General features: G+C 66.2%; 16 protein-coding genes and 1 pseudogene. 9 read left to right on the top strand and 8 right to left on the bottom strand.

The genetic code is table 11. The features are described from left to right. Positions 1-2: 2 nt before the first annotated feature. Positions 3-3,479, bottom strand: a complete 3,477-nt coding sequence (locus AC50X7_RS07860) for a DEAD/DEAH box helicase (RefSeq protein ID WP_494978485.1) — start codon at positions 3,477-3,479, stop codon at positions 3-5. Between the two features lie 231 nt (positions 3,480-3,710). Here AC50X7_RS07860 and AC50X7_RS07855 point away from each other — a divergent pair, with 231 nt between their 5' ends. Continuing rightward, a complete protein-coding gene (locus tag AC50X7_RS07855) occupies positions 3,711-4,562 on the top strand; it encodes a DMP19 family protein (RefSeq protein ID WP_494978484.1) in 852 nt (283 codons plus the stop codon). 53 nt (positions 4,563-4,615) lie between these two features. Here the strand turns inward: AC50X7_RS07855 and AC50X7_RS07850 are convergent, their stop codons facing one another. Then, complete coding sequence (locus AC50X7_RS07850; protein ID WP_494978483.1) at positions 4,616-5,209, bottom strand: DUF5655 domain-containing protein; 594 nt, start codon at positions 5,207-5,209, stop codon at positions 4,616-4,618. Positions 5,210-5,340: 131 nt separating this feature from the next. Between AC50X7_RS07850 and AC50X7_RS07845 the strand changes: the two genes are divergently transcribed. The 3 genes from AC50X7_RS07845 to AC50X7_RS07835 all read left to right on the top strand — a co-directional run bounded on the left by AC50X7_RS07845 (position 5,341) and on the right by AC50X7_RS07835 (position 7,592). Then, positions 5,341-6,051, top strand: coding sequence for a protein tyrosine phosphatase (locus AC50X7_RS07845; RefSeq protein WP_494978482.1), 711 nt, complete (start codon positions 5,341-5,343; stop codon positions 6,049-6,051). A gap of 223 nt (positions 6,052-6,274) precedes the next feature. Then, positions 6,275-6,853, top strand: coding sequence for an RNA polymerase sigma factor (locus tag AC50X7_RS07840; protein WP_494978481.1), 579 nt, complete (start codon positions 6,275-6,277; stop codon positions 6,851-6,853). Continuing rightward, positions 6,846-7,592, top strand: coding sequence for a hypothetical protein (locus AC50X7_RS07835; protein WP_494978480.1), 747 nt, complete (start codon positions 6,846-6,848; stop codon positions 7,590-7,592). The genes AC50X7_RS07840 and AC50X7_RS07835 overlap by 8 nt, the downstream gene beginning before the upstream one ends. A gap of 31 nt (positions 7,593-7,623) precedes the next feature. Here AC50X7_RS07835 and AC50X7_RS07830 read toward each other — a convergent pair whose 3' ends face one another. After that, on the bottom strand, positions 7,624-8,163 hold the full coding sequence (locus AC50X7_RS07830; protein ID WP_494978479.1) for a COG4315 family predicted lipoprotein: 540 nt from the start codon (positions 8,161-8,163) through the stop codon (positions 7,624-7,626). A 166-nt stretch (positions 8,164-8,329) separates the two neighbouring features. Between AC50X7_RS07830 and AC50X7_RS07825 the strand changes: the two genes are divergently transcribed. Beyond that, positions 8,330-8,830, top strand: a complete 501-nt coding sequence (locus tag AC50X7_RS07825; protein WP_494978603.1) for a sigma-70 family RNA polymerase sigma factor — start codon at positions 8,330-8,332, stop codon at positions 8,828-8,830. After that, the gene (locus AC50X7_RS07820; RefSeq protein ID WP_494978478.1) at positions 8,827-9,495 is read left to right on the top strand and encodes an anti-sigma factor family protein; all 669 of its coding nucleotides are present in this window, start codon (positions 8,827-8,829) and stop codon (positions 9,493-9,495) included. The genes AC50X7_RS07825 and AC50X7_RS07820 overlap by 4 nt, the downstream gene beginning before the upstream one ends. 75 nt (positions 9,496-9,570) lie before the next feature. On the opposite strand, the gene AC50X7_RS07815 is transcribed toward AC50X7_RS07820, so the two are convergent. Both AC50X7_RS07815 and trmB read right to left on the bottom strand, forming a co-directional pair. Next, entirely contained in the window at positions 9,571-10,428 is an 858-nt protein-coding gene (locus AC50X7_RS07815; RefSeq protein WP_494978602.1) for a DUF1206 domain-containing protein, read from the bottom strand. Between the two features lie 88 nt (positions 10,429-10,516). Next, positions 10,517-11,440, bottom strand: a complete 924-nt coding sequence (trmB, locus tag AC50X7_RS07810; protein ID WP_494978477.1) for a tRNA (guanosine(46)-N7)-methyltransferase TrmB — start codon at positions 11,438-11,440, stop codon at positions 10,517-10,519. A gap of 216 nt (positions 11,441-11,656) precedes the next feature. Between trmB and AC50X7_RS07805 the strand changes: the two genes are divergently transcribed. After that, on the top strand, positions 11,657-13,012 hold the full coding sequence (locus AC50X7_RS07805; RefSeq protein ID WP_494978476.1) for an MFS transporter: 1,356 nt from the start codon (positions 11,657-11,659) through the stop codon (positions 13,010-13,012). A gap of 57 nt (positions 13,013-13,069) precedes the next feature. Here the strand turns inward: AC50X7_RS07805 and AC50X7_RS07800 are convergent, their stop codons facing one another. Together AC50X7_RS07800 and AC50X7_RS07795 are read right to left on the bottom strand one after the other, a co-directional pair. Beyond that, positions 13,070-14,359, bottom strand: a complete 1,290-nt coding sequence (locus tag AC50X7_RS07800) for an MFS transporter (protein ID WP_494978475.1) — start codon at positions 14,357-14,359, stop codon at positions 13,070-13,072. Between the two features lie 26 nt (positions 14,360-14,385). Then, positions 14,386-15,648 carry a M20 metallopeptidase family protein gene (locus AC50X7_RS07795; RefSeq protein WP_494978474.1) on the bottom strand — a complete coding sequence of 421 codons (1,263 nt, stop codon included), beginning with the start codon at positions 15,646-15,648 and terminating at the stop codon, positions 14,386-14,388. Between the two features lie 131 nt (positions 15,649-15,779). Here AC50X7_RS07795 and AC50X7_RS07790 point away from each other — a divergent pair, with 131 nt between their 5' ends. Further along, a complete protein-coding gene (locus tag AC50X7_RS07790; RefSeq protein WP_494978473.1) occupies positions 15,780-16,811 on the top strand; it encodes an Lrp/AsnC family transcriptional regulator in 1,032 nt (343 codons plus the stop codon). 93 nt (positions 16,812-16,904) lie between these two features. Further along, positions 16,905-18,354, top strand: a pseudogene (locus AC50X7_RS07785) (MFS transporter). Between the two features lie 2 nt (positions 18,355-18,356). On the opposite strand, the gene AC50X7_RS07780 reads toward AC50X7_RS07785, so the two are convergent. Then, a complete protein-coding gene (locus AC50X7_RS07780) occupies positions 18,357-19,118 on the bottom strand; it encodes an SAM-dependent methyltransferase (RefSeq protein WP_494978472.1) in 762 nt (253 codons plus the stop codon). Positions 19,119-19,153 lie beyond the last annotated feature (35 nt).

Below are 19,153 nucleotides of genomic sequence, written 5' to 3'. Positions count from 1 at the left end.
GTTTACTCCTGGAACAGCCCTGCCAGGTCCTCTGCGGTGATGGAGCTACCGGCCAAGGCATCGCCTTCCAGCACGTCGGCGAACAGCTGCGACTTCCGGGCCTTCAGCGCCATAACCTTCTCCTCGATCGTGTCCTTGGCAACAAGCCGGTAGACCATGACGTTCCGCTCCTGCCCGATCCTGTGCGTCCGGTCCACAGCCTGCGCCTCAGACGCCGGGTTCCACCAGGGATCCAGCAGGAACACGTAATCGGCCTCGGTAAGGTTCAGCCCAAACCCGCCGGCCTTCAGCGAGATCAGGAACACCGGTGCACTGCCGTTTTTGAACTCGCTGACAACGTCGGCCCGGTTGCGGGTTCCGCCGTCGAGGTAGCAGTACTCAATCTTCTCCTCGTCCAGCCGCTCCCTGACCTTGCCGAGGAAGCCCGTGAACTGGCTGAAGATCAGGGCCCGGTGGCCCTCCGCCACCAGGTCCTCCAGCTGCTCGAACAGTACGTCCAGCTTGCTGGACCGGACCGACGACAACGCCGGATCAACAAGCGATGCGTCCAGGCTGAGCTGCCGCAAAAGGGTCAGCGACTGGAAGATGGTGAAGCGGTTCTTGTTGACGTCCTCGATCAGCCCGAGGATCTTCTGCCGTTCCCGCTGCAGGTGCGTCTGGTACACCTTCTGGTGGCGCGGGTTCAGCACCACTTCCAGGATCTGCTCCTGCTTGGGCGGCAGGTCCTTGATGACCTGGTCCTTGGTGCGGCGCATCATCAGCGGACGGACCCGACGGCGGAGCTTGTCCAGCTGCCCCTTGTCACCGTTTTTCTCAACAGGCTTCTGGTAGTACTCCGCGAAACGCTTGGGACTGGAGAACAGCCCCGGCGCGACGATCGAGGTGAGCGCCCAGAATTCCATAAGGTTGTTTTCCAGCGGTGTGCCTGTGATGGCGAGCTTGAAAGCGGCCGGCAGTTTCCGGGCGCACTGGTACGCCTTGGACTGGTGGTTTTTCACGAACTGGGCCTCGTCCAAAACCAGGCCCGCCCACTCGCGGGAGGCGTAGGCCTCGTAATCGATCCGGAACAGGGCATAGGACGTGATCACGATGTCCACCCCGGCGAGCGATTCCGCCGGGACCTGATTGCTCTTCGCGAAGGTCTCACTGATGGCCTGGATCTTTAAACCGGGAGCAAAGCGCGCTGCTTCCAGGGCCCAGTTGCCCACGACGCTGGTGGGCGCCACCACTAAGAAGGGAGCGCCGGCGTCGGGGGCCGGGACCAAGGTGCCGGGTGCGGGTTCCCCTGAAGCAACCAAAAGCGCCAGTTCCTTTGCCGCGCACATCAGGGCGAGCGCCTGCACGGTCTTGCCGAGGCCCATGTCGTCGGCGAGGATGCCGCCCAGGCTGTGCCGGTACAGGAAGGTGAGCCAGTTAAAGCCCTCCAGCTGGTACGGACGCAGTTCGGCGTTCAGTGTGGACGGGAGCGGCAGGCCGTCCACGCCACCCTCAAGCAATCCGCCAACCGCCGAGCGCCAGGCCGCCGCCTGCTCATCTACGATTCCGAGCTGGGCCAGCTCATCCCACAGGCCTGCCTGGAAACGGCTGATCTGCAGCGGGGCGTCCTTGTTGTCCTGCAGCGAACGGGCCTCCTCGATCAGCGCGCGCAGCTGGTGCAGTTCGGGGAGGTCCAACGAGAAGTAGGCGCCGCTGGGTAACAGCATCTTGGTTTGCCCCGCCGCGAGCGCGGAGAACACGGCGGCGAAGGAAACCGGCTGTCCCTCAAGGGAGATCTGGATGCCGAGGTCGAACCAGTCGCGCTGCTCCGTGGCCTTGGTGGAGATGGAAACCACCGGCGCTTCTTCAGCCTCGCGGTAGTCAGCGATGTCGCCCGCGGTGTCCACGTCGACGTCGGGAGCCTGGCGCAGGCGGGGCAGTACTTCCTCAGTGAACGCCAGGGTGTCCAGGCCCTTCAGCTCTACCGAAGCCGCGAGCCGGGGAGTGCCCCAGCCGCCGGTTGCGGATTCGCCCAGGGCCGGGACCACGTCCCAGGGCTGGCCGATCCCTTCAAGGATCCGGGCCTCGGCGGTGTCGTCGCGGTAGCCGTGGTCGCCGGGGTGCCGCCACAGCGGTTGGGCCGTGACCAGGTTTCCTGTTTTGTAGTGCCATTCCCAGTGGAGCCGCACCTTGTGGTCGGCGCCGTAATTTGCCAGCAGGGAGAGGGTGGGGAGGGCCAGGGTGGGAAGTTCAACAGATTCATCGCGGGCAGTGACGCGGGCCGTCTGCTTCAGCCTGGGGTAGAACCCGGTGAGGAAGCGCGACTCGTCCTTGGCGGGAATGTGGAGGGTGCTGCCCGCAGTAACAAACGCCAGCAGCTCCTCGCTCAGGCCACTTTCCAGCGGCGCCAGCGTGATGACACCGTCGGGGTCCGGGACGCCCGGCAAGGCCGCCTCCCCGGACGTTACAAAAATGCCGTGCGCCGGACGGCCGATGGTGCCTATCGACGCCGGATCAACCTCAACGCCCTCAACGGTGACGGTGGGCGCAAGCTCCAGCCCGCCGTCGGAAGTTTGAGCTTTGGCGGGCGTACCGTTTGACTCCGCGGCAGCAGCGGAAGGTTCAGTGACGGGCGAGCCGTAACGGCTGAGGTTAAGGCCGACGGCGGCGGGGGACTCCGCGAGCCGGACCGGTTCGATGCCGCGCGAGTGGACCAGTGCCAGGCCGATCTTTTTGGCGTCCGCCAGCAGGCTCCAGAGATTCTTTCCGGAGAAGGTGTTCAGGCCCAGCCAGAGGCCCGATGAGTTCTGCGTCCGGGCGGCTGAGGCGGAGTGCGCAGCCAGGAACTCCTGCATCCACTCGACGTGCGACTCGTTGCACTCACGGCGGAAGTTCAGGTAGCTCAGGGTGTTCCAGGAGACGTCGCCGCGGATCCACTTGCCCTTGGCGCCCATGATCACCGGGCGGGCCTTGAGCTGGCGGACACTGCGCAGCGGGTCCCGGCGGCCTGTGTAGGAAAAGTGCGGCGCGGGCTCTTCAATCTCGAACTGGAGCGCCAGGGGCACGCCGTTGGTCGAGGGCGCAATTCCCGGCTGGGAGATCAGCGGGCTGAGGGCCCGTTCCCAATCAGAAACGGCGGTGGCCGGTGCGTGCGAGACCTGCGTGGCGGTGGCCGGCGAAAGCAGCTGCACGCGGGTGGCCGGATTGTCCTCGGCGGCGAAGAGCAGCGCCGCCACGTGCTTGCAGTCCTTCCGCACCGGGCAGCTGCACACCCCTACGGTGCAGCTCCAGCCGCCACCCTTGCGGACCAGCTTGGCGGTGGTCGAATACGGAAGGTCCGCGCCGCCGCGGACCTTGCCCAGCATGAGTCCGGTGGCGGCGTCGAACGAAATTCCCGAGACGCGGCTTCCCATGGCGTACGCCAGTCCGGCCGCCAGCGAACGGTCGTTGATGGCGGGAGTCTGTATTGCCAGTGCCGCACTCTCGTCCGGTTGGGATGGCATGGTGCGCGCTACTTTCAGCAGGCCACGGCGGGGCCGGGGCCGGTGGTTGGTTATCTGATCCATCTTAGTTCGCCCGCGGGGGAGGGAGTGCCGCCGTCGATTTCCCGGGCTGGGACAACTGGCCCCATAATCTTCGCCGGACGTTCACTTCCCCCTCAACGCCGGTGGTACCGGGCCCACGTAGCGTGAAAACTGTTCGAGCACCACCCGCTTACCGCAGTGAGGATTGCCATGATCACCAGCCAGCAGCCTGTCGTTTTAACCAGCAGCAGCATCGAATCCAGCGACGAGGACGTCGTGGAGGCCAACGTCAGCATCGTGGATGCCATGCACACTGCCCTGCTCCGCTCCGAAGAGATGTCGCCCGTCGCCGTGCGCAGCTACTACGTTGACTTCTACCTCACCCAGGCACTCGAGGGTGGCTTCGCGCAGTACGTCTTTACCGCCGTCGACAGGGCCGAAACGGACACGCTGATCCGCGAAGGCATGGCGGGAATGGGAGCCACGACGCACCTTGACCTCTTCAACCGGTCTGTCGAGGCATTCGCTGACCTGTCCGAAGAAGACGAAGAGCATTACCTCGACGGCGGCCTGGATGACTCCGGGGACAAGCCCGATGGCGTCCTCCGGATGGAGGAGCTCGACGGCGAGTTCGAGGAGCTGCTGGAGACGGAGAACATTACCGCACTCAACGCAGCCTGGCTGCGTGGCCAGCCCGAACTGCTGGTGCTGGACGACGAGGAAATCGGTGCGTACATCGAGCGGCTCGTGGCCCGGATTCCGGACCTGCCGGAGCGCCAGGCACAGGCCGACGCCGAGGCCCTTGGGGATGCCCCCGACTTCGAAATCATCATCCGCGAACTTTGCAGCATCGCCGGGTACGAGCTGATCAGGATCACGATGGGCGACCCCAATTACCTGCACGCCGGTGGGAACACCCTGGCCTGGCACTTCTCCACGGACCACGGCGACTTCCTGATGGTCGAGGAGGACGACGAGGCCTTTATGATCAACCCCGCAACCCAGGAAATCGTCGCGGCGGTGGAGTTCGAAGAAGCCGACGCCGAGCTGGCCGACGCTTAGACACTCGAAACGGGGGCGCCCGCACAAGGCGCCCCCGTTTGCTGTCACGCCCCTTAGCTGTTCTGCTTTAGGGCCAGCGCAAGAATTTCCAGCAGCCGGTCGTCCACTTGTTCGGTTGAGGTGAGGCGCACCCGGCGGGCGAAAGGGTCGTCAGCCCGGGTCTTGACGGTTTCGATCCGTCCCTCACCAGGGGCCTCGAGCCTGAGTGTCACGTCCACCGCTGTGTTGGTGGTCCGGGAGACCTGGGCGAACTTCCGCCGCGGGCTGTGGAGGGACACGTAGCCCTTCCGCATCTGGATCTCCACCCCCTCTGTCGCGGACGCCCACGCCAGGATGGCGTCCGCAATGGGCCTCAAGTGCGGGTGATTGATGTACTGCCCGTCGATCAGCTCGTCGGCGTCGCGCAGCATAAACTCCGGGTAGCCGAACATCTCCCAGGAGACTGCGTACTGGGCGTACCCCGTCACCCCGAAGCCGTCGCGCATCCAGGTGCGGAGCTCGCCGTCGTTCCGGATGCCGGCGGCGCGCGCCTTTTCGGCCCAGTGGGCGGTGTCTTCGCCGGTCTTCCTGACAAGGAGGGCTTTGTTGCTGTCCACCATCGATTGCCAGGTGCTGGGCTTTTTCCGGGACTCCGGGATGGTAGGCATGCATCGATGGTAGCGCCACGAAAAAACTTTCCGGACACCCGTAACTTTTCCTCCGTCCCCCGCGATGCAGGAGGTGATGGGTCCGCCCGACGGGCCCGAATCAAACGTATTGTCTAGTTTTGGAGTGTCTTATGTCGTTGTTCACCGTCCTCGCCACCAGCAAAGTCGCCGCCGGAGTACTGGCAGCAGGCACCATCGCCGTCGGTGGGACCGGCGCCGCAGCTGCTTCCGGTGTCCTCCCCGTCGAGGCACAGCAGACCGCGCACGAACTCCTCGGCGCACCGGCTCCGGAACTCGTTGGAGAAGCAGCCGCTGACACGCAGGTAGTCGCCGGTGCCGCTGTGGATGCCAGCACGACCGCCTCCGCTGACGCTGGAGCAGAAGCCGCAGGAACCGCCGCTGTTTCGGAGGACAGCATCGCTGCCCAGGCCTCCACCTCCGCTGGTGCCGGCGCGGCCGTTGATGCAGCCGGCGCCGCCGCCCTCGGCCTTTGCACCGCTTTCGCCAATGGTGGCCTGAACGCTTCCTCCGAGGGCTTCTCCTCCCTGGTCCTTGCTGCACAGGGTGAAGCGAATGTCGGAAGCTTCTGCGCCGACGTCGTAGCCCAGGCTGACGCTGCCGCAGAGGCAAGCGCCGCAGCCACCGGGTCGGCCGCTGTTGAGGTCGGGAGCCCCGAGCTTCCTGCTGTTCCGGCCCTCCCCGCTGTCCCGGCGGTCCCCGCTCTTCCGGGTATCGACGGCAAGCCGGCAGTTCCCGCCGTACCTGCCGTTCCCGAGGTCCCGGCTGCTTCCGTCGACGGCGGCAGCGCAGCTGTGGACGCCCCGTCCGTTTCGGTCCGCTAGGCGGCATTAGCTAGTGTGTACTGCGGGAAACGGCAGGAAGTCCGTTTCCCGCAGTAGGGCAATCCTGACCCTTGGGACATCATCCTTCAGGAATATCGCCACCCTCGGGGAGGCCGGTCCGGGATTTTCAGCCCGGAACACCTGCCGTCAGGCAGCGGGGGGAAGTACGAGCAGGACCCGTAGACCGCACCGTAAACCGGGATGGGCATTGCCCTGTTCCGGGATGGAGGAGCCGCCGGTGCTAGACACTTTGGCCCAAGAAGAGATCGACATATTCGACGACGCAGCCGGAACCGACCCGGCAGCGCTGTTCGGCGTCGCTTACCGGTCCTTTGCAGGTCCAGTGCTGGGTTACCTTAAGGCACGGGGCGTCGACGATCCCGAAGCGGTGACCCAGGACGTGTTCCTGGCGTTCTTCCCGAAGATCAGCGGCCTCACCGGAGGGCTGCAGGGCGCCAAGTCATTACTGTTTTCCATCGCCCACGCCCGGATGGTTGACCACTATCGGCGGCTTGAACGCAGACCCCAGCTGACTCCTTACGACCCTCAGGATGACAACCGGAGTACCCCTTCCGCAGAACACTGTGCGGTGGAGCTGAACGGAGCTGCTGCCGCCTTGCTGGACGGACTCGGCGACGAACACCAGGAAGTGCTGGCCCTGCGGGTGGTAGCCGACCTTTCCATAGAACAGGTGGCCGGAATCATGGGCAAAAGCGAAGGGGCGGTCAAGCAGCTCCAGCGCAGGGCCCTTCAGAATCTCAAGGCACAGACGCTCAAAAGAAACCAGGCAAACAATGAGTGACACCGCAGGATCCCGCCGTGACGGCTCCGTTGACCAGCTGCTGTGGGAGGCGGACCTGGACGGCGACACCCAGCTCCGCCCCGTCCTTTTGGAACTCCGGGCCCTGGGATCTGTTGCACCGGAACCAACAGCTGAGTTGCTTGCCCTGATGGCCGGAGCAAACGCGACGCCACCCGCCGTCGACTTACCAACAGGTCCTGCTGATGAGCTGGCTGCCCGCCGCAGGGCCAAACGCCGGGCCACCCTCACGGCGCTGTCCGTGGCGGTTTCCTTGAGCGCAGGCGGTGCCGTTGCCGCGGCGTCCGACCAAACCTTCCGGGAATCATTCAGTCAGCTCAACCAGGCTGTCACTTCCTTTATCACCACTTCCGGCGGCGCAACTGCGGACCATCCTGCCGAACAGCCCCCGACACCTCAGCCGGCAGCCACCTCCGGTACGGCGCCCGCCAGCGCTTCACCCTCCGGCGCTTCACCCGCCGGCGACCCGGCATCGATACCGGCAGGCCCCGCCTCAGCCACGCAGCCGACGGCGGGTCCGCCGTCGGACGGCCCGGCCGCGGAAGGGCCCGCCACACGCCAGCCAACTTCCCCGGGTAAGCCCGGGGAAGTCCCCGCTTCAGAGACCCTGCCCGGGGTTGTTCCCGGACATATCGACGATGGACTGGGCGGCTCGCCGGAAGTGCCGGTTCCTTCACAGGTTCCCTTGCCGGCGACGCTGCCGGCAGTTCCGCTCCCGTGACGGCGCCGGCACCCGGCTCACCGTCCCCCAGTTATTTGGCAGCCGTCTTGATCATTTCGCCGGCCGGATCCGCAAGGTACCAGACGTCATTGACGCCTTGGCCGAGGATGTCACCGGCCTTGGTGTCCTTCTTGAAGTAGTACAGCGGCATGCCGTTCAAGGTCACCTGCTTGGCACCCTCCGGTGTGGTTATGGTGCCCACGGTTCCGGTTACCCCCTCCACCTTGGGCTCGTCCGCAGTGGTGAGAAGCGGCGGCCAGGCGGTCAGGCAACCTCCCGTGCAGGCACTGGTGCCGGAATCCTTCACATCCTTGGTGAAGTAGTAGAGGCTCATCCCCTTTGAATCGACCACAATGTCACCCAGGCTGGAGGAACCGATCATCAGGTCGACACCGGCGGCTGCAGTTGACGCTGAAGACGTGGCAGTGGGATCGGCCGAGGTCGTGGCGGGAGCGGCAGTGGTGGCCGCGGGCGTGCTGGCTGCAGGGGTGGTTCCGCTGCCGCCGGCGCAGCCTGCCAGGGCCGCCGTCAGCGCGAGGATGGTAAGGCCTGTTCCCAGATGCTTTTTCATAGGTTTGCTCCTTGGCTCGTGCCCGGCGTCGATGCCGGACGCTAACGAGTAATACGCTTCCGGGTGAAGAATGGTTCAAATGAACCAAATTCCGGCTGCGGACGTCGTACCAGCCGGAAGCAGCACGGAGGCGAGCGTGCTGCAGGCCGGGACGGGAGGTCCTGAAATGCCGCTGGACGAGGATGTGGTGGAGTCCATTTACCGTGAACACGGCCCGGCCCTGCGCCGCTTTGTGCTCAGTGCGTCCCGGGACCCGCAACTGGCCGAGGACGTTGTCCAGGAAACCGTGCTCCGTGTATGGCAGCACGCGCCGGAGGTCACCGGAAGCCTCCGCAGCTATCTTTTCCGGACGGCCAGGAACATCATGATCGACAATTACCGCCGGGCGCAGCGCCGCCCGGCCGAAACCCTCGACGACGGCCTTGCCGATTCTGCGGAGGCTGTGGAACGCGTGGATGAGCTGTTGAACAGGGTGCTGATCGAGGAAGCGCTGCTCCGCCTCAGCTCGGAACACCGGGATGTGCTGGTTGCCCTGCACTACCGCCGCTTCACCGTAAATGAGGCAGCGGTGCAGTTGAACGTCCCGAGCGGAACGGTGAAGTCCCGTGCCTTCTACGCTCTGCGGGCGTTGCGGACCATTCTGGACGAGATGGGGGTGGAACGGTGAACGCTTCCGAGCAGCACCAGTTGCTGGGCGCCTACCTTCTGGGCGGACTGGACGCCGAGGATTTGAAGGGTTTCGAAGCGCACCTGCAGGGTTGCGTGAAATGCCGGGATGAGCTTGCCCGGCTTGAGAAAGTGCCTGCGTTGCTGGACGCCCTTCCTGTGCCGGACGCTGTAGCGCTCACCGTGGTCCCGGCTGGATTGGGTGCGCCGCCCGCCCCTGCAGCCGGGGCGCCGGTGTACCTCCTGTCCAAACTGGCGAACCGCCGCCGTAACGCACGACGGCGGTGGGCGGCTCTGGTAGGCGCTGTGGCCGCAGCATGCCTCGCCGTGGGGATGGCGGTGGGTCCGCTGCTGAACCGGCCCGCGCAGCCGGACGCCACATATTCAGTGCAGTCCGGAGGCGGCCTGCAGTTCAGCATCGACCTGGCCCGGAAGAACTGGGGAACCGAGCTGGCCGTGAACGGCAGCAGCCTCCCCTCCGACGGGACATTGTCGCTGTGGGTGCGGGACCGCGCCGGCGGCGAGGACCGTGCGTGCGCCTGGACGGCCACGCCGAGCGGCAGGGTCAAGGTTACCGGAGCTACGCCCATCCAGCTGACCAGCATTTCGAGTGTGGAACTGCGGGACGGCACGCAGCAGGCTGTCGCGGTGATCACCGTACCGTAGCGTCCGGACCCTGGCTCGGGGCGCTGGGCGGCGCGAGCCGAACGACACCGGTCAAGTCGCGCGGTAGCGGGCGGTTTAGTGGGTCATCTTCCCGAGGCGTGCGCGGACGATCATAAAGACGCCGTAGCAGATCAGCCCCGCGCCGACCGCTGCCAAGAGATAGACGCCGAATGGCTGGTCACGGAGCCCCCGAAGACCGCCGTCCAGCCCGGTGGACTCCTCAGGGTGCGCCTGCAGGGTGGCTATGGCAATCAGCAGCCCGGCCAGCAACAGCACAGTGCCTTTGGCCACGTACCCTGTCACGCCCAGGATGGTGACGGCGGTTCTTGGGGTGGAGGATGCCGGCATCATCAGATGTTTTTCGAAGGACTTCCGCAGGCCGCGGATGCCGTAGACCACACCGGTAACGGCGATGCCGATGCCCAGCAGGACCAGCAGCGCCACACCGCCCGGAGCCTTCATCACGGAAGCGGTAAAGTCGCTGGCCGCCTGTTGGTTGTCCCCGCCCGAACCGGTACCCCGCGCGAAGGACATCAGCGTGAGGGCCAGCCCCGCGAACACCAGAGCCTGTGCCGCTGCCTTGGCCTTCTTCCCGGCCTTTTTCTTGGCGGGCAGCCGGTTGTAATCGAAGAAGGCATCGCTGGTCTGCCACAGCGCGAGGGCTGCGCAGGCGGCGAAGCTGGCCCACAACAGAAAAGGCCCCGCCGGCTGGGTGGCGAGCTCAGCTACCGCACCGCTGAAATCAGCATTGCCGGTACCGCCCATGGCCAGCCGGATCGCGATGGCGCCCACCAGCAGATGCAGGATGCCGCTCGCCGCAAACCCCGCCCTGGCCAGCAGTTCCAGAGTGCGGGAGTTGGTGACATTCTCCGCTGCATCAGCGGCCTGTCTTAATTCTCTTTTGATGGCTGTTCCCTCTATGCAGGCGCCGATGCGCTGATTTCGTGCCTCGGCATAAGGGCAATCGTGCCATGCCAGGTGCCAGTGATCCAGCAGTGCTGAATGTGTGAGGGCGCTGGAATTATCGGCGGCGGTAGCAGAGGTCGAAGATGAGCCGCCCGGCTTCGTGGGCCTTGCCCTCGAAGCTGGTCCTGATCCGGCCCTCGAACCGCGGCGCCCAACCACCCGTTTCGTCCACGCCCTCGTTGGGCCCGGTGTGTTCTGTGCTGACGGGAGCGCGGCCTTCACGGACCGGCGCCCCGCCCACCACTGATTCCACGCCGGACTGCCACACCTGGGTCAGTGGGCTTTCCGGTCCGCGGCGCTCGCCGGTGTGCAGGTTCTCGAAGTCTTCCGAATCCGCCAGGACGTCGCGGACGTGGACCGCGTAGTTGGACCAGTCAGTGGCAATCCGCCAGAGCCCGCCCTGTTTAAGCGCGCGGGCCGCGAGGTCCGCGAATTCCGGCTGGATAAGGCGCCGCTTGTGATGCCGGGACTTGTGCCACGGGTCGGGAAAGAAAACCCAAAGTTCACTGACGGAACCTGCCGGAAGCATGCTGGCCAGCACTTCCGGCGCGTTGGCCTCCACCACCCGGACATTGCTCAGCCCGCGGCTGTTGATCTTGATGATGGTGTTCGCAAGTCCGGGGGTGTAGACCTCCACTGCCAGGAAATCAGTGTCCGGGTTCTCTTCGGCGGCATGGCAAATGGCGTCACCCAGGCCGGAACCGATCTCCACGATGAGGGGTGCCTTGCGGCCGAACTCCGCCTCGGCGTCGAAAGTGTAGTCCGGGTGGACCGACGTGTTCGCGACGTGGCGGGGCACGTCGACAGCCCAACGCTCGGCGTGCTCTTCCCATGCGGCCTGCCGGCGGCCCTGCAGCCGGGTTCCGCGGCGGACAAAGCTGACGGGCCGGCCTCCGTAGGTGCCGAAGGACGCCTGGGTGCCCGGGGTCACCGGCCTCGGGACGTGTTCCGGCTGCGGTGATTCTGGGGATTCGCTCATCCCTTCCAGAATACCGGCGTAAGAACGGCGCAATCATCAGTTCCCCAGCTGGTCCAGCGCCGGGCCGATGGCCAGGGCAACGACCAAGCCGGCGACGCACAACGCAAACGCGACGGATGACCGGTCCGGCGAGGGGTCCAGGCGGCGAGGGCTTCAACAGCGTAGACCGCCGCTATGTGGATAATTCGTGCGTCAGGCTCCTGCAAGAATGGGCAGGTGACGGAAGCGACGAACGCTGCGGCTCAAAAGCAGCAGCCTGGAGGGCAGGCGGGAAAGCCCCAGCCGGACAATCTGCCCCGGCCCGGCAACCTGGTGGACGCTGAAATTGATGAGTTGCCGGCGCCGGAACCAACCCGGGTTGGAAGCCGGAGGGGCCTGGTTTACCTGGGCCTGTGCCTTGTCCTGATTGGTCTGAACCTGCGCACGGTCTTCTCCAGTTTCTCAGCGGTGCTTCCCGAGGTCACCTCGCAGGCCGCACTTCCAGGTTGGGCGGTGGTAGTGCTGACCACTGTTCCGGTGACGCTGTTGGGCGTCTTCGCGCCCTTTGCCCCGGTCCTGGCCCGCCGCTTCGGCGCCGAACGCGTCCTCCTCGGTGCGATGGCGGTCCTCACTGCGGGACTCCTGCTCCGGCCGGTCGAGCTCCCATGGCTGCAGGTTCCCGGCCCGCCGGGACCGGCCCACCTGCCCGCACTGCTGGCAGGAACAGCGGCCTGCGGTGCCGCCATCGCCCTGTGCAATGTGCTGTTGCCAGGGCTGGTCAAACGCGACTTCCCGCACCGGCTTGGCCTGATGGGCGGGCTGTACACCACGGCCATCTGCGCCTCTGCCGCCCTCGGCGCCGGCTTCACCTACCCGCTGTACAAGGCGACGGGGGAGTGGACTTTGGCGCTGTGGTTCTGGGCGTTGCCTGCCGCCGTCGTCCTTGTCCTGTTCCTGCCGGTGGCAGTCCGGCAGCACCCCATCCGGCACCAGGCGGTGAGGGAGGGGGTAAACGTCTGGCGGTCGGCAGTCGCGTGGCAGGTCACGATCTTTATGGTGCTCCAAGCGATGATGTCCTTCAGCGTGTTCGCGTGGCTGGCACCCATCCTGCGGGAAAGGGGTGTGGACGGTGCCACGGCGGGGCTGATCGTGTCCGCATGTATTGTGCTGCAGATGCTCGGCTCGCTCTTCGCGCCCGCGCTGGCTGCACGCTTCCGGGACCAGCGGGCCATCAACATGGTGGTGGCGCTGATGACCGGCGGCGGCTTCGCACTCAGCATCTTCGGGCCGCTCGAGCTGATTTGGGTGTGGGCCGGACTCCTGGGGCTCGGCCAGGGGAGCCTCACCGCCGTGGCGCTGACCATGATCATGCTCCGGACCCGGGACGGGCACACGGCGGCGCACCTGTCCGGAATGATGCAGGGCGTGGGCTACGGCCTTGGTTCATCGGGAACGCTTCTGGTGGGCCAGTTGCACCAGGCCACCGGATCGTTCGCAGCGGCTGGCGTCCTTTTCCTGGCAGTGGGCCTGCTCGCGGCGGTTTTCGGCTACCGCGCCGGCCGGAACCGGTTCGTCGGGGACCCAACGGGGTAGCAGTAAGTGTCGTTATGAGCGCTCATAACGACACCTGCTGCTACTTACTTGGGAAAACTAGTGCGTCAGGTCCTTGCCCTTCGTTTCCGGGATGGTGAACACGAACAGGGCGCTGACCACGAGCAGCAGCACGGCGTAAACGTTGAACAGGTCCGGCAGTTGGAGGGTAGTGCCCAGCCACTGCTGCAGGTACGGCGCGGTGCCGCCGAACAGCGCCACGCAGATGGAGTACGGGACGCCCACGCCAACGGTGCGGATGCTGGTGGGGAAAAGTTCGGCATACACGGCCGGAACAATGGCGGCGCTCGCGGCGATGAAGATCAGCATCACGGACATGCCGACAGCCAGCTGCCACGCGGAATCCTTGAGCAGCCAGGTCATGGGGAAGTGCATGACGGCGGACCCGATGGCGCCGGACCAGAGTACCTTCTTGCGGCCAATCCGGTCCGACAGTTTGCCCCAGAAGGGCAGCGCTGCGATGAATACGATGTTGCCGATGACGCCGGCCCAGAGGGCTTCGCCGCGGTCGATCTTCAGTGCGGTGGTGGCGTAGCTCGGGGCAACGACGCCCCAGATGTAGTAAATCACCGTAAGCCCGACGGTCAGGCCGATGACCTGCAGGGCCTGCCTGCGGTGGCGGACAATCTGCGGCCAGATCGGCGCGCGCTTCTCGCCGGCTGATTCGCTTTCGAAGGCCTGGGTCTCGTGCAGCCTGGACCGCATGATCAGGGCGTAGAGCCCCAGCGCCGCGCCGATCAGGAACGGGATGCGCCAGCCCCACGCGTTCATGGCCTCCGTGCTGAGCACCATGTTCAGGACGGCGCCAAGAAGCGTGCCGAACAGGATGCCCACCGTCCCGGACGTGTAGATCAGGGTGGCCCAGAATCCGCGCTTTTCCTTCGGCGCCATCTCGGAGAGATACGTCTGCGACGACGGCAGCTCACCGCCGTGCGCAAGGCCCTGGACCAGCCGGGCAACCAGCAGCATCAGTGATGCCCAGGCGCCGATGCTTGCGAACGTGGGCGCAATGCCGATCATCAGGCTGCCCAGCGATGCCAGGCCCACGGCCAAGGTCATGGACGTCTTGCGGCCCACCCGGTCACCGATCCAGCCGAACAGGAATCCGCCGAAGGGCCGGGCAACGAAGCCGACGGCGAAGATCGCCAGCGTAGACAGAACGGCCGACGCCGGGTCCGCCTTGCTGAACAGCTGGCTGGCGATGAAGGGGGTGAAGGTTGCATAGATGGCCCAGTCGTACCATTCGACGGCATTGCCGATTCCGGTACCCACGAGGGTCTTCCGCATTGCTGCGCGCTCAGTGCGCTGGGTGCTGATGGTGGACGTCATCGAAGTTCTCTTCCTGGAAAGGTGGATCAGGAGTTGGTGGGGGACTGCGAAGGCGCGGCGAGGCGCTGCGTGGCGAGCTCCGCGTAGAGGGCGGCACCGTCCGCCAGCACGCCGTCGTCGAACGTTGCGTACGGTGAGTGGTTGAACGGCGAGGCGGCATGGTCAACGCCGCGGGGGACGGCGCTGAGGCCAATGAACGTGCCGGGCACCTCGGCCAGCACCCGGGAGAAGTCCTCCGAACCGCTCAGCGGCGTGGCCCAACGGGAAAGCCGTGCATCGCCGAACATCTCGGTGATGACTTTCTCGGCTGTGTGGGTTTCATCCTCGTCCGTGATGGTGAGCGGGTACTCCTGCTGGTAGTCGACGTCGACCTCAAGGCCGTGCGCCGATGCGATCCCCCGCAGGAGGCGGGGAATGGAGTCCATCAGTTTTTGCCGCGAGGCTTCGGAGAAGGTCCGGATGGTGGCCTCGATCCGTGCCGTTTCCGGGATGACGTTCCGCTTGGTCCCGGCGTGCAGGACGCCCACGGAGAGGACTACGGGATCGAACATGTTGAACTGGCGGGTGATCATCACCTGCAGCGCAGTGACCATTTCGGCGGCCGCGGTCACGGGATCCTTGGCAGCGTGTGGGGCGGAACCGTGGCCGCCTGCGCCGAGTACGGTGACCACCAGGCCGTCGGAGGCGCTAAGCATCACGCCGGGTTTGGTAGCGAAGGTGCCGTGCGGTTCCAGGGCGGAGAACACGTGCATGCCGTACGCGGCGTTGACGCGCCGGCCGGACGCCTCCAGCACACCCTCCCGGATCATGTAGCTGGCGCCGTCGAAGCCTTCCTCGCCGGGCTGGAACATCAGGACGACGTCGCCCGCAAGGCGGTGCCGGTTCTCGGCCAGCAGCGTGGCCGCGCCCGTAAGCATCGCCGTATGGAGGTCGTGGCCGCAGGCGTGCATAGTTCCGTCCACGCGGGAGGTGTAGTCCACGCCGGACTTTTCCTGGACCGGCAGGCCGTCCATGTCCGCGCGGAGCAAGACGGACGGCCGCGGGGGCTGAGCCGCGCCGGCTGCCTCAGCATCCCTGGCAGCAGCCGAGGGCCCCGTGCCGCGCAGCACGGCCGTAACCGACGTCGTTTCCTTGCCCAGCGCTATTTCGTAGGGCAACCCGTCCAATGCCTTGAGGACTTTCTCCTGTGTCCGAGGCAGGTCCAGGCCGATTTCCGGCTCCTGATGCATCGCATGGCGGAACCGGATCAATTCGGGCTGAAGTTCCCTGGCCGCGCGCGTGATGGTCATTCCTACTCCTCCAAAAATGGGTTTAGTCCAGTGTGGGGTGACATGACTCACATGCAACAGATCTCCTCGAAAAATGCAGTGGAGTTCCTCCTGCTCCTGTATTCATGCACGCCTGCGGAAGACTGGGGACCATGGAACTGACCGAGGAGGACCTCGCGCTCATCAACGCGCTGGAGATCGCGCCAAGGATCAGCTGGGCGGACGCCGGTGAGATTCTGGGCGTTCACGCCACCACGCTGGCCGCGCGGTGGGAACGGGTGCGCCAGTCCGGCGCCGCGTGGGTGACGGCGCATTTGATGGGGGACCCAAAGCAGATGTGCCTGGCGCTGGTCGACGTCGACTGTGAAATGCACCGCCGCGAAGAGGTGACCGAGGCCCTCGCGGCGGTGCCGCAGATCGTCACCATCGAGGAGGCGGCCAGCAACCGCGACCTTATGCTGACGGTCCTGACGCAGTCCCTTGAGGAGTTCACCACGGCCGTGGCTCCCCGGCTCAAGGACATCGATGGACTGCTGAAGTACCAGACGGCGCTCTGCACCAGGCTGCACTCCGGCGGTTACGCCTGGCGCCTCAATGTACTCAACCGGGCGCAAACCTCGGCGTTGCAGGCCAAGGCCGGACCGGAAGCAGCAGGGTCGGCACCTCCGGAGTCCGTCGTCGAGCCCCTGCCGGAGAGCCACTTGGCGCTGCTTCCTTTCCTGGCGAGGGACGGGCGGGCGACGGCGGCTGAGATCGCCCGGGCGCTCGGCCGGCATCCGGCCACCGTGCAGCGCCAGCTGAACCGGGTCCTCGCCAGCAGGGTCCTCTCCTTCCGCTGCGAAGTGGCCCAGAAGTTCTCTGGCTATCCGGTGACCTGCCAATGGTTCGCCAACGTCCCCGCCGGCCACCATGAGGCGGCTGCCGCCGAGCTCCGCGGCCTCCGCAATGTACGGCTCAGCGCCTCAACCACAGGCCGCACCAACTTTGTGATCATCATGTGGCTGCAGTCGCTCGCTGACGTGCTGAATGCGGAACTTGCCCTGCAGCAGCGGATTCCCGGGATCGAACTCGTTGAAAGCGTGGTGATGCTCAGCACCGTCAAGCGGGTGGGCTGGATGCTGAACCAGGACTCCACGGCCACAGGCCGGGTCATCGTCCCCGCGGCGGTGGCCAGCGCCGGCTAGGCCTGCCAGAAGCCGGGCCTGTCCGTGCCGGGCCTGTCAGTGCCGGCCGTTATGCTGTGGAACACATCCAAGACAACCGATCGGGCCAGAAGCGTGCGCGAGACAACCCTTTCAGCCGCCGGCCCCCACGCCGGCATCCTGCAGAGGCCGTACCTGTGGGTGACCATCGGTGCCTGCGCGCTGGTGTTCCTGGCCGCGTTCGAGTCCCTCGCGGTGACCACCATCATGCCGGTGGTGAGCCGCGAACTGAACGGCGCAGGGCTCTACGCCCTGGCTTTCGCGGGGCCGCTCGCAACCGGCGTGATCGGCATGGTCGCGGCCGGAAACTGGTCCGACCGCCGTGGCCCCGCCGTCCCCCTCTACGCATCCGTGGCCTTGTTTGTGATTGGCTTGTTGATCGCGGGCACCGCGGTCTCCATGCCGCTGCTCGTGGCTGGGCGGCTGGTGCAGGGACTCGGCGGCGGCGCCCTGACAGTTGCGCTGTACGTCCTGGTGGCCCGCATCTATCCAGCGCTGCTCCACCCCAAGATCTTCGCGGCCTTCTCCGCGGCCTGGGTGATCCCGTCCCTGGTGGGCCCGTTTGCCGCCGGCATTGTGGCGCAGGTGTTCAGCTGGCACTGGGTGTTCCTGGGCGTGGTGGGCCTGGTCATTCCGGCGCTGGTGATGATCGCGCCGGTGTTGCGGGGCGTGCCGCCAGTTAAGGGACATGGCGCCAAGGAACGTACCGATGCGCAGCCGCCACCCATCCCGTGGGCCTTCGACCGGCTTGCCTGGGCCACCCTCGCGGCGCTCGCGGTACTGGGGCTCAACCTCTCGCGGGAAGTTCGTGTCCCGGGGTTCAGCGCAGCGCCGGCGCTCCTGGCGGTGGCCGCCGTCGTGATTGCCCTGGTGGCCGTGCGGCCGCTGGTGCCGCTGGGTACGCTCACCGCCCGGCGCGGACTGCCCAGCGTCATCCTGGTCCGCGGGCTCGCCTCGGCTGCGTTCTTCGGCGCCGAGGTCTATCTGCCGTACCTGCTGATTGAGCAGTACGACTTTTCGCCAACCTTTGCCGGTCTCACCCTCACCGGTGGAGCGCTCGCCTGGGCAGGCGCGTCGGCAGTCCAGGGCCGGCTCGGTGCAAGGTTGCCCCATCGCCGCGCCATCCGCATCGGCGCGTTTATGGTGCTGGGCGCTGTTGTCCTCGCCCTGGCCACCACCGCGCTGCACTGGCCGGCCGCCGTCGCCATCATGGGATGGATCTTCGCCGGCGGCGGCATGGGCCTGCTCTATCCCCGGCGGCGGCATGGGCCTGCTCTATCCCCGGCTGAGCGTGATGACCCTGGCCCTGTCCGCCAAGGAAGACGAGGGTTTCAACAGCTCCGCCATGTCAATTTCGGACTCCCTGGGCGGCGCGCTGGCGCTGGCCACCACCGGCATCGTGTTCGCAGTTTTCACGACGACGACGGAATCCTTCGCAGGGGTCTTCGGGCTGGCCGCCGTGGTCGCCGTAGCCGCGGTGGGGGTTGCTCCGAGGGTCACCAGCAAAGACCAGCTCGGGGCTTGACGTCAGGTCAGCCGGCTGGCGCGGACCACCACGTCTGCGATGGTGGCCTGCTGCCCGTCCGGGCCGGTCACCGGCCGCTCCCTGCTGGTCTGCACTTCCACCTGCCAGCCAGGGCCATCCAGTCCCAGCTCCTGCACCAGCTGCTCCCCGGTGTAGAACATTTCGTGCGTTGTGTGGCCACCGCCCCACGGCGGAAGCCGGTCCGGATGGTGGCCCACCACCAGCAATGTCCCGCCTGGTTTGACCGCTGCCGCGGCCGTTTTCAGGGGCCGCTCCCAGGCGAGCTCCTGGGAGTGGAGGAACTGTGAGGTCACCAGGTCGTACGACCCGTCGGGCTGCCATTCCTCGAGGTCGGCCTGCTGCCAGCGGATCCGGCTCGCGATGGCCCCCTCGGCAGCGTGCACGCTCTCCCGCGCCAGGGCGGCCTTCTCGTGCCCGTGCGCCCGCTCCAGTGCAACGGTGGAAACGTCGACGGCGGTAACCGTCCAGCCGTGCTGGGCAAGCCAGATGGCGTCCGCACCTTCGCCGCACCCCAGGTCCAGCGCATGTCCCGCCCTGAGCCCGCCGGCCTCCCGGACCAACTGCGGGTTTGGTTTGCCGCTCCAGATCTGGGGTTTGCTGCGGTACCGCTCATCCCACAGGGCGGCGGCGTCCCTGATTCCCTGGCCGTCGCCGTTTCCCGAAAGGCCCGGGCCGGCGTCGTGCGCTGCCTGGTGTGAGCCGGGAGAGTCTGCTTCATGCTGGTGGAACGCGTGTTCAGTCATGCCTCCACCCTGCCCCGCGAAGACAGTGATGGCAA

The organism is Pseudarthrobacter sp. Hb11, assembly GCF_059383655.1.
The sequence above is the reverse complement of the archived record's forward strand: the minus strand, read 5'-3'. Positions and strand labels throughout refer to the sequence as shown.

Coding starts and splice junctions, on each gene's coding strand:
- AC50X7_RS07780 (WP_494978472.1), bottom strand. CDS start 19,118: ATGACTGAACACGCGTTCCACCAGCATGAAGCAGACTCTCCCGGCTCA.
- AC50X7_RS07850 (WP_494978483.1), bottom strand. CDS start 5,209: ATGCCTACCATCCCGGAGTCCCGGAAAAAGCCCAGCACCTGGCAATCG.
- AC50X7_RS07830 (WP_494978479.1), bottom strand. CDS start 8,163: ATGAAAAAGCATCTGGGAACAGGCCTTACCATCCTCGCGCTGACGGCG.
- AC50X7_RS07840 (WP_494978481.1), top strand. CDS start 6,275: ATGGAGGAGCCGCCGGTGCTAGACACTTTGGCCCAAGAAGAGATCGAC.
- AC50X7_RS07860 (WP_494978485.1), bottom strand. CDS start 3,479: ATGCCATCCCAACCGGACGAGAGTGCGGCACTGGCAATACAGACTCCC.
- AC50X7_RS07790 (WP_494978473.1), top strand. CDS start 15,780: ATGGAACTGACCGAGGAGGACCTCGCGCTCATCAACGCGCTGGAGATC.
- AC50X7_RS07845 (WP_494978482.1), top strand. CDS start 5,341: ATGTCGTTGTTCACCGTCCTCGCCACCAGCAAAGTCGCCGCCGGAGTA.
- AC50X7_RS07795 (WP_494978474.1), bottom strand. CDS start 15,648: ATGACCATCACGCGCGCGGCCAGGGAACTTCAGCCCGAATTGATCCGG.
- trmB (WP_494978477.1), bottom strand. CDS start 11,440: ATGAGCGAATCCCCAGAATCACCGCAGCCGGAACACGTCCCGAGGCCG.
- AC50X7_RS07835 (WP_494978480.1), top strand. CDS start 6,846: ATGAGTGACACCGCAGGATCCCGCCGTGACGGCTCCGTTGACCAGCTG.
- AC50X7_RS07855 (WP_494978484.1), top strand. CDS start 3,711: ATGATCACCAGCCAGCAGCCTGTCGTTTTAACCAGCAGCAGCATCGAA.
- AC50X7_RS07825 (WP_494978603.1), top strand. CDS start 8,330: ATGCCGCTGGACGAGGATGTGGTGGAGTCCATTTACCGTGAACACGGC.
- AC50X7_RS07800 (WP_494978475.1), bottom strand. CDS start 14,359: ATGACGTCCACCATCAGCACCCAGCGCACTGAGCGCGCAGCAATGCGG.